Consider the following 11,465-nt stretch of genomic DNA (forward strand, 5'->3'; position numbering starts at 1 on the left):
TATGGTCCGTCGAACCCGGCTCCCGGAGACTCGGCCCCCGCACACGCGAAGCCGTCCGTTCAGCCAAGGGACGGAATCCTGTAAGAGAATGGGGTCGTGACGACTGCCCTCGCTCCCGCGCGCACGCTGCGCATCGGGCCCATCGAACTCGATGCGCCCGTCGTGCTGGCGCCGATGGCGGGTATCACCAACACCGCGTTCCGGCGACTCTGCCGTGAGTACGGCGCCGGCCTCTACGTGAGCGAGATGATCACGACGCGCGCTCTCGTCGAGCGCAACGCGACGACGATGCGCCTCATCACGCACCACGAGTCCGAGAAGCCGCGTTCGATCCAGCTCTACGGCGTGGATCCAGCGACCACCGAGGCGGCCGTGCGCCTCCTCGTCGAAGAGGATCGCGCCGATCACATCGATCTCAACTTCGGCTGCCCGGTCCCCAAGGTCACCCGCAAGGGCGGGGGAGCGGCACTGCCGTGGAAGCTCGGACTGTTCCGCGACATCGTCACGCGTGCGGCGCGCGCTGCCGGTGACATCCCGCTCACGGTCAAGATGCGCAAGGGCATCGATATCGACCACCTGACGTACCTCGACGCCGGGCGCATCGCGCAGGACGCCGGCGTCGCTGCGGTCGCCCTGCACGCCCGCACGGCCTCGGAGTTCTATTCGGGGCAGGCCGACTGGTCGGCGATCACGAAGCTCAAGGAAGCGGTCACGAGCGTCCCGGTGCTCGGGAACGGCGACATCTGGTCCGCCGACGACGCGGTGCGCATGATGGACGAGACGGGCTGCGACGGCGTCGTCGTCGGTCGCGGCTGCCTCGGGCGCCCGTGGCTCTTCGGCGACCTGGCCCGCGCGCTCGGCGCCCCCGGTTCCGCACCGGCCGAGCCGGTCGACGCGACCCTCGGGTTCGTCGCCCGCGCCTTCCGCCGCCACGCGGAGCTGCTGGTCGAGTTCTTCGAGGACGAGGGCCGCGGCTGCCGCGACATCCGCAAGCACGTCGCCTGGTACTTCAAGGGGTACCCCGTGGGCGGCGATCTGCGCGCGAGCCTCGCCACCGCATCCACCCTCGCCGAGATCGACGACCTCCTCGCGACCCTCGACCTCGACGCCCCCTACCCGGGCGCCGCGGCGGAGGGCCAGCGGGGTCGCGCGGGCACCCCGAAGCGTCCCGCGCTGCCCGATGGCTGGCTGAATTCGCGCGAGCTGGGGGCCGCGGCATCCACCGCCCTCGCCGAAGCGGAACTCGACCACAGTGGCGGGTGACGTGGCCGGCGCGTCCGACCGCCCGGCGGGGTACGACGACGCCGACGCCGCCCGCTTCCACGCCGAGCGCCACCGATCGCAGCGTGACGACTTCGCGCGCGACCGCGCCCGCGTGCTGCACTCGGCGGCGCTGCGTCGCCTCGCCGCGAAGACCCAGGTGCTCAGCCCCGCGAGCCCGGCGGACTTCGCACGCAATCGCCTGACGCACTCGCTCGAGGTCGCACAGGTCGGGCGCGAGCTGGCGACCGCGCTGGACCTCGCCGCCGACGTCGTCGACACCGCCTGCCTCAGCCACGACCTCGGTCACCCGCCGTTCGGCCACAACGGCGAGCGGGCGCTCAACGAGTGGGCCGAGGACTTCGGCGGGTTCGAGGGCAACGCGCAGACGCTGCGCATCCTCACGCGCCTCGAACCGAAGGTCTTCGACGCCGACGGCCGCAGCTTCGGCCTGAACCTGACGCGTGCGAGTCTCGACGCCGCCTGCAAGTATCCGTGGACGGCCGACCATCCGCTGCCCGATCCGGGCGGGCGGCTGAAGTTCGGCGTGTACCCCGAAGACGAAGAGGTCTTCCGCTGGCTCAGGGCGGATGCGCCGGGGCGGGTGCGGTGCATCGAGGCCGAGGTCATGGATCTCTCCGACGACATCGCGTACTCCGTCCACGACTTCGAGGACGCCGTGGTCAACGGCTACCTCGACCCCGCGCGGCTCGTGGACGCGCGCGAGCACCAGTGGCTGCTCACCGCGATCCAGTCCTGGGTGGGCTTCGACTTCGCGCGCGACGAGCTCGAGGACGCGCTGTTCCGCCTCACGCGCATGCCCGAGTGGATCGACTCGTTCGACGGCACGCGTGCGTCCCTCGCGCGTCTGAAGAACCTGACCTCCGACCTCATCGGCCGGTTCGCCCGCGCCGCGACCACCGCGACCCGCGAGTCGTACGCGACCTCGGTGCTGACCCGCTACCGAGGTCACCTCGTGGTGCCCCGCATCGTCGAGGCCGAGATGGCGGTGCTCAAGGGCATCATCGGTGCCGCGGTCGTGTCGATCGAGGGCCGCAAGGACCTCTACAAGGAGCAGCGTCGGCTCCTGAAGCGCCTGGCGACGGCCCTCTGGGAGCGCGCTGACGCGCTGGACCCGCTGCACGCGGAGGACTTCGCGGCGGCGGAGACGGATGCCGCACGCCGGCGCGTCGTCGTCGACCAGGTCGCCAGCCTCACCGACCAGCTGGCGATCGCGTGGCACGGATCGCTCGTCGGACCGGTGGATCCGGCATCCGTCGGCGTCTGGGCACCGGGCGCTCGCCCGATGGATGCGGCCGCACGTACCGCCCGCGATTCCTCCGAGGTGCGCTGATGGCGGGGCGCATCCGTCAGGCCGACGTCGACGAGGTGAAGGCCCGCACGAACATCGCCGACATCATCGGTGAAAGGGTGGCGCTGAAATCCGCGGGCGTCGGATCGCTGAAGGGCCTCTGCCCCTTCCACGACGAGCGCAGCCCGAGCTTCAACGTGCGCCCGCAGGCGGGCTTCTACCACTGCTTCGGCTGCGGTGAGTCAGGCGACGTGTACTCGTTCCTGCGCGCGATGGACCACGTGACGTTCACGGAAGCAGTCGAGCGCCTCGCCGGCCGCATCGGCTTGACGCTGCACTACGAGGACGGCGGCGCCGCCCCCGAGCACACAGGGCGTGCCCGGCTGTACGCCGCCAACGCGGCGGCGGCGGAGTTCTTCCGGGGGCAGCTGATGACGCCGGAGGCCGACATCGCGCGGCGCTTCCTCGGGCAGCGGGGGTTCGACGCGGGCGCCGCCGGGCATTTCGGCGTGGGGTACGCCCCGAAAGGCTGGTCGGGCATGCACTCGGCGCTGCGCGCGCAGGGCTACACCGACGAGGAGCTCTCGTCGGCCGGTCTCGTGTCGCAGGGCCAGCGCGGGGTCTACGACCGCTTCCGCGGGCGGGTGGTGTGGCCCATCCGCGACGTCACCGGTCAGGTCATCGGCTTCGGCGCGCGCAGGCTCTACGACGACGACAACGGCCCCAAGTACCTCAACACCCCCGAGACGACGATCTACAAGAAGGCGCAGGTGCTCTACGGGCTCGACCTCGCCAAGCGCGACGTGTCGCGCGAGCACCGCGTCGTCGTGGTCGAGGGGTACACCGACGTCATGGCGTGCCATCTGGCCGGCATCACGACGGCGATCGCGACCTGCGGGACCGCGTTCGGCTCCGACCACATCACCGTGCTCCGCCGGGTGATGGGCGACGATTCCACGGCGGGCGAAGTCGTCTTCACATTCGATCCGGATGCCGCGGGCCAGAAGGCGGCGCTGCGCGCCTTCGCCGACGCCAAGCGGTTCAACGCCCAGACGTACGTCGCCACCGGCCCGGAGGGCCTCGACCCCTGCGACCTTCGCCTCGCGCGGGGCGACGGCGCGGTGCGCGCGCTTCTCGAGACGAAGGTGCCCATGGTCGAGTTCGTCCTCGATCAGCGCATCTCCGGCTACGACCTCGCCAGCGTCGAAGGGCGCGTCGGGGCGCTGCGCACGGCCGCCCCGGTGGTCGCCGAGCTGCGTGACCCGCTCCTGCAGCCCGAGTATGTGCGGGTGCTCGCCCGCCGGCTCGGCATGGACACCGAGGACGTGCGCCGCGAGGTCGAGCGAGCGGGCCGAGGCGGAAGCCGTCGTGACGCCGCCCCCGGCACGCAGAACGCAGGGCCCGCCGTCGACGACGGCGCGCTCCGCGTCACGCTGGCGACCTTGCCCCGCAGTCCCGAGGTCGGTCTGGAGCGGGATGCCCTCATGGGGGTGCTGCAGTTCGGCCATCGCATGGATGCCACGCTGGTCGAACGGGCTCTCGAGCTGCCGTTCCGCAACGCCGCTCTCGACGCCGTCCGGGTCGCCGTTCGCGAAGCCCCCGGCATGCAGCGCCCGGGCTGGTCGGCGGATGCCGTCGCCACGGTGCGCGAGCCCTACCGCTCACTCGCCGCAGAGCTGCTCGCCGGCGACTTCCCGGCGCTCAACGACGACGCGGCGGTGACATCGGCCGGCGATCTCGCGCGACGCCTCGTGCTTCGACGCTTCGATCGCGAGAAGGCCGAGCTGCTCGGCGCGATCCAGCGCGTACCGGCGGCATCGGACGAGGGACGCAGCATCCGCCTGCGCCTGCGCGAACTGGATGCGCGACGCCAGGCGCTCGTCGACGAAGCGTCATGACGCGCGGTCCTCGGCTGGCGCCGGCGGCGATCGCGCGGCAGGATGATGAGATGGCTCGCCGACGAGACGCGGATGTCGCGATCGACTGTTCCGACCTTTCGATCGCCCGCCGCGCGGGACGCGGCGGGCCGTCCCAGCGCGTCGTCGACGGCGTGTCCTTCCGCTTGCCTCACGGCGGCATCCTGGCGGTGATGGGACCGACCGGCTCGGGCAAGTCCTCGCTGGCCTCCGTGCTGGCAGGAGCGGACGAGTCGGGACTCGCCGTCGTCGGCGGAGACGGTCTCGTCGAGGGCATCTCGGTGCGGCGTCCGGGTCGCGCGCATCGCCAGCTCACGTACTACGCCGGCCACCTCCGGCAGTCGGCCGGCGCGCGTCTGCCCGCGCGGCTCACGGTGGCCGACGTGATCGGCGAGCCGATCACCAGCCGCGACCGCCGGGTGAGTGCGCGTGCCCTCGCCGTCAGGGTGGCCTCGCTCCTCGACGAGCTGATGCTGCCGCTCGGAGCGGCCGCCAAATACCCCTACGAGCTCAGCGCCGGCATGCGCCAGCGGGTTGCTCTGGCGCGAGCCCTGGTTCTGCAGCCGCGCGTGCTGATCGCCGATGAGCCGTTCGCGAACATGGACGTCGAGGTGCGGAAGGCGGCCCGCGAGGCGGTGCTGCGTCGCCGCCGCGAGCTCGACATGGCCGCGCTCATCGTGACCAACGAGCGAGACGTCGTGAACGAGCTGGACGCGGACGTCCTGGTGCTGCGGGCAGGGCACGCCGTCGCGTACGGGCACGGCACCAAGGATCTCCTGTGGACTCCCAGCGGAGAGGCCGACAGGCGCCTGGTGAGCTCGTGAGAGAGCCGGCCGTGGTCATGAGCACCGGCTGAGCTTTGCTAGTATGGTCTGGTTGCCCGCACGAAAGTGCGGACCATTCCTCCATAGCTCAATTGGCAGAGCAATCGGCTGTTAACCGATAGGTTCTTGGTTCGAGTCCAAGTGGGGGAGCGAAGGCCTCGGGGCTCCACCCCCGAGGCTTTCTTCGTCTCCGGGATCAGATCGAGGGGTGCACATGGCGGGTCGCGCGAAGCCCTCGCCGCTGCTGGCGGTCGAAGGCGGTGTCCCCGCGCCGGCACCGATCTATCGCGCTGCGCCGCTCCTCGGCGCGCTGGCGCTGTTCGCCGGGGCGGTCGTCTGGGTAGGGCTTGTCGTGCTCTTCGGCGGCGAGCCGTGGATGTTCCCCGTCTCGGTGCCGGAGCCCTGGCTGTTCCTCGCGCTCGTGCCGTCGATCGCGGCGATCCTGCTCGCGGTGCGCGGCATCGCGATGTGGTCGCTGGCTCTGGCGATCGTGAGCTGCTGGCTCGTGCCGACGGGAATAGCGACGGTCCTCGTCGTGCTGGTGGCCCTGTGGACCGTGCGCGGCATCCGCAGTCAGTGGGCCGCTCACGATCTCGACTCGGTCATCGCGACCGCTGCCGCCCACGGCCTGCCCGTGCTCGTGGTGCAGCACGTCGCGGGGAGAGCCGGTGCACGCCGGACCACCGACACCACGCAGGTGCAGGTGCGCGACGTCGACACCGGGGAGCTGACGACGGCCCGAGTGTGGGGACCGATGCGCACCGGCACCACGCTGGTCCGCCAGGGGATGAACGTGATCGCACAGGCGCCGCCCGGAGCCGACGCCGAGCTTCGCCGATGGGTCGAGCGCCAGAACCGCCGCAGCGACGGCTGACGCCCTGACGGGCGGGCGCGGACGTCCCGCCCGTCAGGGTGGTTTTCACAGTGTGGCGGCGAGCTCCTGCATCTCGGCGATCTCCGCGTTCTGGTCCTCGATGATCTGTTGGGCGAGGGCGCGCACGTCGGGATCCCCGGCCGAATCCAGGGCCGCCTCCGCCATCTCGACGGCACCCTGATGGTGCACGACCATCTGCTCCAGGAAGAGCCTGCCTGCCGCCGTGCCGTCGGCGTCGCGAAGAGCGGTCATATCGGCCTCCGACATCATGCCGTCGCCGTGATCCATGCCGCCGGAGGCATGCTCCACGCCCCAGTCGTCGAGCCAGCTCTCCATGAGCTCGATCTCGGGTCCCTGTGCGGCGCGGATGCGCTCGGCGATCGCCACCACGCGAGGATCGACCCCGTCCTTGGCGAGCACGATCTCGGCCATCTCCATCGCCTGCTCGTGGTGCGGGATCATCATCGTCACGAACATCTGGTCGGCCATCGTCACGTCGACCGGCGACGCCGACGAGCTCGCTGAACCGTGGTGCATGCCCGGCATGCCGCCACTCGTGTCGGGCGCTCCGGCGCAGCCGGTCACGACCAGTCCCATCGTGAGCGGCAGGATCACCGCGAGCGCGCGCGTGTGCGTGTTCATCTCTTCTCCTTCGATCAGTGTCATCAGCGGAACCCCGCGACCTCGCAAGAGGCGCGGGTGCGTGTCCCGGCCGAGCGCCGGGAGACGCGACTCAGGTCCGGCTGATCGAGAGCAGAGCGAGGGACGGCGGATATCGCGGCGCACTGTCGGCATCGCGGACAGATCGCGCCGCGGCGTGGCGCAGGAGGCGCCACGGCGACCGCCACGACCCCCGAGAGGGAACGAACAGCAGCACGGTCAGCAGCAGCGCCAGCACGCAGATGACGGTCCACACGTCGTAGTCCTGACCATCGGAGGGACCACGACTCCACGGATCCGCGCAGACGCCCGTGCAGCGCGTGTCGGGCGCGCCGACGTCCGTCATCGCCGCGGCCGCCGATCCCTCGTGGTGCGGATGCGCGGACTCGGCGACGGCCGCCATGGCAGAACCGTCGGCCGGGCCCGTCGCGTGCGCGGCGTGGGTCGACGACATGAGCACGTGCATGCCGAGGAGGCCGACGATGATCGCCGCCGTGGCGACCACTCGCGTTCCGAGCGACCAACGCTGCCACGAGCGGGGGAGTCGCGGTCGCGGCATCCGTCCCACCTCGCTCGACAGTCATCGCGAGACCTGATGCCTCGCGCCGCCACCAGGATATACCCGAAGGGGGTATCTCCCGGGGTGAGGATCAGGCTTCGATGTCGTCCAGGCCCGGAGTCCAGGCGCTGCCCGGCCGGCCCCAGCCGCGCTTGCGGGCGATCTTCTGCACGGTCTTCCAGTCGCCGTCGTCGAGGCGATCGACGTAGAGGATGCCGTCGAGGTGATCGAACTCGTGCTGCATGATGCGCGCCCGCCATCCGTCGACCTGCACGCTCACGGGCGCGCCCTCGAGGTCGATGCCGGTAACGAGCACCTCCTCCGAGCGGCGCAGTGGGAACCGCTCGCCCGGGAACGACAGACACCCTTCCGACTCCTCGTCGGGGTCGGGTGCACCGGGCTCGAGGGGCCGCATCCACAGTTCGGGGTTGATGATCACCCCGCGCCAGGGCTCGCCGTCGTCGTCGGCATACGTGTACGTGTAGATGCGCAGCGGCACGCCGACCTGAGGGGCCGCGAGGCCCACGCCGGGTGCGGCATCCATCGTCTCGAACATGTCCGCGACGAGTGCGCGGATCTCGTCCGTGATCTCTTCGACGACGGACGCGGGGGCGTGCAGGACGGGATCGCCCATGATGCGAATCGGGAGAACAGCCACGCCTTGAGCCTATCGACCGGTGTCGGCGGCTAGTGTCGATACGTGGTCTGGACTGCGGTGGAACTCGAGGACGTCGGCGATCAGCTCGTCGGCGCATTCCAGAACCCCGGCATCCTGATCGGCATCCCTCTCGCCCTGCTGGGCGCAGTGTTCATGTCGTTCGGCGCCCAATACCAGCACCGCGGCGTCACGAAGGTGGAGCGCCTCAGCGGCGGGCACTCCAGCCAGGGCCTGGGGCCCAGTCATCTGCTGAAGCTGCTGGCCCGCCCGTCGTGGGTGATCGGCACGGTGATGCTCGCGCTCGCCATCGTCTGCCAGCTCTCGGCCCTCTTCTTCGCACCGCTCATCGTGGTGCAGCCGCTCGGTGCGGTCGCCCTGGTCATCACGACGCTGCTGAACGCGCAGATCAGCGGGCACAGGCCGACGAAGCGCTCGCTCATCGCGATCGCGGCCTGCGTCGGCGGCATCTTCGTCTTCGTCACCATCGCGGCCCTCTTCGCGACCGAGAAGCCGGTCTCGAACGGGCAGCTGATCACGATTCTGGTCCTGCTGCTCGTCGTCACCCTGGTGTTCGCGGGATTGTGGATCTGGCTGCGCAAGCGCATGGGCGCGCTGTTCTACATCATCGCCGCCGGCGTCATCTACGGTTTCGTCGCGACGCTGGCCAAGGTCGTCATCGAGCGCGTCAAGGAGAGCGACTTCAACTGGCTCACCTTCGCGTGCCTGGCCGCCCTCATCATCGGCGCCATCGTGGGCGCGTACTTCGTCCAGAGCGCCTACGCCTCGGGTCCACCCGATCTCGTCGTCGCCGGGCTCACCGTCGTCGACCCGATCGTCGCGATCATCATCGGTCTGACGGTGCTCCAAGAGGTCGCGGGCGCCCCGCTGTGGGTCTACATCTCGTTCGCCGTCGTCGGCGCCGTCGCGGTCTGGGGGGTGTTCCAGCTCGCCCGACATCATCCGCAGGTGCTCAGCGAAAGCCAGGAGCTGCCGATCCAGCGGGGGAGCGACGGGGGACCATCGGATGCCGCGCACCCGCGCACCGGCTCGGTCAAGGTCACGGAGGCCGTGTCGAAGGTGTGGCCCGAGCCGCCGGTCAAGGACCGCCTCGACGACCCGGGCAAGCGCTGACGCACGCGCCGCACGGGGCGGACCGGTAGGCTCGTCTGCGCACTCAGTGCCGAGGGGCGGTGGCCAAGCTGGTGAAGGCAGCGGGCTCATAACCCGACGATCGTGGGTTCAAGTCCCACCCGCCCTACGAACGAGGAGACCGCCGCTGCCCCACGGGTTGCGGCGGTTCTCTGTTCGCGCGGCAGGTGTCGCCGAGAACGCCGGTGCCGGATTCGTTCACCATCCTTACTTTCGGAGGGGAACCCAGTGCCGCAGGCCCGCGTTTGCCTGTAGCGTCATCGACATCACCTGTCCCCTGGCCCCTCGTGGAGGCGAACAATGAAGTTCTTGCAGAGGCTCGGCCGATCGATCATGCTGCCGGTGGCTGTGCTACCGGTCGCCGCGATCCTGTCGGGCCTGAGCTACTGGATCAGCAATGGCGGGAAGAGTCCCAACCTCGTCTCGGCATTCCTCGGCGCCGCCGGCGGATCGCTACTCGACAACATGGCGCTGCTGTTCGCCGTCGGCATCGCACTCGGGATGGCACAGAAGTCCGACGGCACCTCGGCGCTGGCCGGGCTCGTGTCCTGGCTCGTGGTGACGACGCTCCTCAAGCCGGAGACGGTGGCGCTCTACACAGGCGTGGCAGACGTCAACGAGGTCGATCCCTCCTTCCTGAGGGTGCAGAACGTCTTCATCGGCATCATCTGCGGCCTGATCGGCGCGTTCTGCTACAACCGCTTCAAGGACACCAAGCTGCCTGACGCGCTGTCGTTCTTCTCGGGCAAGCGCTCGGTCGCGATCGTCACGGCGGGTTTCTCGCTCGTCGTCGCCATCGTGCTGTACTTCGTCTGGCCGTGGGTCTATGGCGGACTCGTCACATTCGGCGAGTGGATCGTCACGCTCGGCCCCTTCGGCACCGGCATCTACGGCTTCCTGAACCGCTTGCTCATCCCCGTGGGCTTGCATCACGCACTCAACTCCGTGTTCTGGTTCGACGTCGCCGGAATCAACGACCTCAACAACTTCCTCTCCGGCGAAGGCACCTACGGGGTCACCGGCCAGTACATGACCGGGTTCTTCCCCATCATGATGTTCGGTCTGCCCGGTGCGGCCCTCGCGATGTACCTGACGGCCAAGACCACGCGCAAGAAGCTCGCCTACGGCATCCTGCTCGCCGGCGCGATCTCGTCGTTCTTCGTCGGCGTGACGGAGCCGCTCGAGTTCGCCTTCATGTTCCTGGCCCCGGTCCTGTATGTCACGCACGCGCTGTTCACCGGCATCTCGATGGCCATCAGCCAGATCCTGCCGGTGCGCATGGGCTTCGGCTTCTCGGGGGGCTTCATCGACCTCGTCCTCAACTGGATGAACCCGATGGCGCAGAACCCGTGGCTCATCCCCGTCATGGGTGTGTTCTGGTTCTTCATCTACTTCGTGGTGTTCTACTTCTTCATCAAGCGGTTCAACCTGAAGACGCCGGGCCGTGAAGACGACGACATCCTCGGCGAGGGCACGGAGTACGACACGCACGCGGCCGACGACAAGTACCTGGTCACGGGCAGCCGGTTCATCGATGCGCTCGGAGGAAAGGAGAACATCCTCGAACTCGAGAACTGCGCAACGCGCTTGCGGATGGAGATCGAAGACCCGAGCAAGGTCGACGAGACGGCTCTCAAGCGTGCCGGGGCCGCAGGCACGATGAAGCCCGGCGGCAAGTCGGTGCAGGTCGTCTACGGAACGAACGTCCAGTTCGTGAAGGATGCGATGGAGCAGATCATCGCGGGGGAGGTCGCCGTACCTGCAGGCGCCGCGCCCGAGCCTGCCATCGCTCCCGCCGCGGGCGCCACAGCGGTGCTCACCGACACCCCCGCCACCACGACCGTGAGGCTGCGCCAGCCGCTCGAGGGACGGGTGGTTCCGCTGTCCGCGGTGCCCGATCCGACCTTCGCGCAGGGCATCATGGGTCCGGGCGTCGCGATCGAGCCGACCGGCGACACGGTGGTCGCTCCCGCGGACGGCACCATCGGGGCCACGTTCGACAGCAGTCACGCGGTGGCACTCGTCCTGGGCGACGGCACCGAGCTGCTGATTCACGTCGGCATCGACACGGTCGGCATGAAGGGCGACGGCTTCCAGACCCTCGTCGAGAAGGGGCAGAAGGTCACGGCCGGCACGCCGCTGCTCCGCTTCGACCTGGCGAAGATCGAGGCAGCGGGACACCCTTCGATCACCCCGGTGATCGTGCTGAACAACGAGAGCGCGACCGTCACGTTCGAGTGACTCCGCGCGCGA

The 11,465-nt window shown here is 69.6% G+C and carries 10 protein-coding genes and 2 tRNA genes; 9 read left to right on the forward strand and 3 right to left on the reverse strand.

Annotated features, from left to right (window positions below):
• Nucleotides 1-96: 96 nt before the first annotated feature.
• From dusB to MRBLMI12_RS15955, 6 genes are all read left to right on the forward strand, one after another.
• Nucleotides 97-1,263: a tRNA dihydrouridine synthase DusB gene (dusB, locus tag MRBLMI12_RS15930; RefSeq protein WP_363357328.1), complete on the forward strand. Its 1,167-nt coding sequence runs from the start codon at nt 97-99 to the stop codon at nt 1,261-1,263.
• Nucleotides 1,253-2,614, forward strand: coding sequence for a deoxyguanosinetriphosphate triphosphohydrolase (locus MRBLMI12_RS15935; protein ID WP_363357329.1), 1,362 nt, complete (start codon nt 1,253-1,255; stop codon nt 2,612-2,614). Before dusB ends, MRBLMI12_RS15935 begins: the two co-directional genes overlap by 11 nt.
• A complete protein-coding gene (dnaG, locus tag MRBLMI12_RS15940) occupies nt 2,614-4,470 on the forward strand; it encodes a DNA primase (protein ID WP_363357330.1) in 1,857 nt (618 codons plus the stop codon). The genes MRBLMI12_RS15935 and dnaG overlap by 1 nt, the downstream gene beginning before the upstream one ends.
• A gap of 50 nt (nt 4,471-4,520) precedes the next feature.
• On the forward strand, nt 4,521-5,312 hold the full coding sequence (locus MRBLMI12_RS15945; RefSeq protein ID WP_363357331.1) for an ATP-binding cassette domain-containing protein: 792 nt from the start codon (nt 4,521-4,523) through the stop codon (nt 5,310-5,312).
• Nucleotides 5,313-5,389: 77 nt separating this feature from the next.
• Nucleotides 5,390-5,462: transfer RNA gene (locus tag MRBLMI12_RS15950), tRNA-Asn, on the forward strand.
• A 64-nt stretch (nt 5,463-5,526) separates the two neighbouring features.
• Complete coding sequence (locus MRBLMI12_RS15955; protein ID WP_363357332.1) at nt 5,527-6,186, forward strand: hypothetical protein; 660 nt, start codon at nt 5,527-5,529, stop codon at nt 6,184-6,186.
• Nucleotides 6,187-6,231: 45 nt separating this feature from the next.
• Here MRBLMI12_RS15955 and MRBLMI12_RS15960 read toward each other — a convergent pair whose 3' ends face one another.
• From MRBLMI12_RS15960 to def, 3 genes are all read right to left on the reverse strand, one after another.
• Nucleotides 6,232-6,828 (reverse strand): DUF305 domain-containing protein, encoded by a 597-nt coding sequence (locus tag MRBLMI12_RS15960; RefSeq protein WP_363357333.1) that lies wholly within the window; start codon nt 6,826-6,828, stop codon nt 6,232-6,234.
• Between the two features lie 91 nt (nt 6,829-6,919).
• On the reverse strand, nt 6,920-7,405 hold the full coding sequence (locus MRBLMI12_RS15965; protein ID WP_363357334.1) for a DUF6153 family protein: 486 nt from the start codon (nt 7,403-7,405) through the stop codon (nt 6,920-6,922).
• Between the two features lie 91 nt (nt 7,406-7,496).
• Nucleotides 7,497-8,063, reverse strand: a complete 567-nt coding sequence (gene def, locus MRBLMI12_RS15970) for a peptide deformylase (protein ID WP_349427464.1) — start codon at nt 8,061-8,063, stop codon at nt 7,497-7,499.
• 42 nt (nt 8,064-8,105) lie between these two features.
• On the opposite strand from def, the gene MRBLMI12_RS15975 reads away from it, so the two are divergent.
• From MRBLMI12_RS15975 to nagE, 3 genes are all read left to right on the forward strand, one after another.
• The gene (locus MRBLMI12_RS15975) at nt 8,106-9,194 is read left to right on the forward strand and encodes a DMT family transporter (RefSeq protein WP_363357335.1); all 1,089 of its coding nucleotides are present in this window, start codon (nt 8,106-8,108) and stop codon (nt 9,192-9,194) included.
• A gap of 53 nt (nt 9,195-9,247) precedes the next feature.
• A tRNA-Ile gene (locus tag MRBLMI12_RS15980) sits at nt 9,248-9,321 on the forward strand.
• A 191-nt stretch (nt 9,322-9,512) separates the two neighbouring features.
• Entirely contained in the window at nt 9,513-11,453 is a 1,941-nt protein-coding gene (gene nagE, locus MRBLMI12_RS15985; protein WP_363357336.1) for an N-acetylglucosamine-specific PTS transporter subunit IIBC, read from the forward strand.
• The last annotated feature ends 12 nt before the right edge of the window (nt 11,454-11,465 follow it).

It is taken from the genome of Microbacterium sp. LMI12-1-1.1 (assembly GCF_040676455.1).
Lineage (GTDB): Bacteria > Actinomycetota > Actinomycetes > Actinomycetales > Microbacteriaceae > Microbacterium.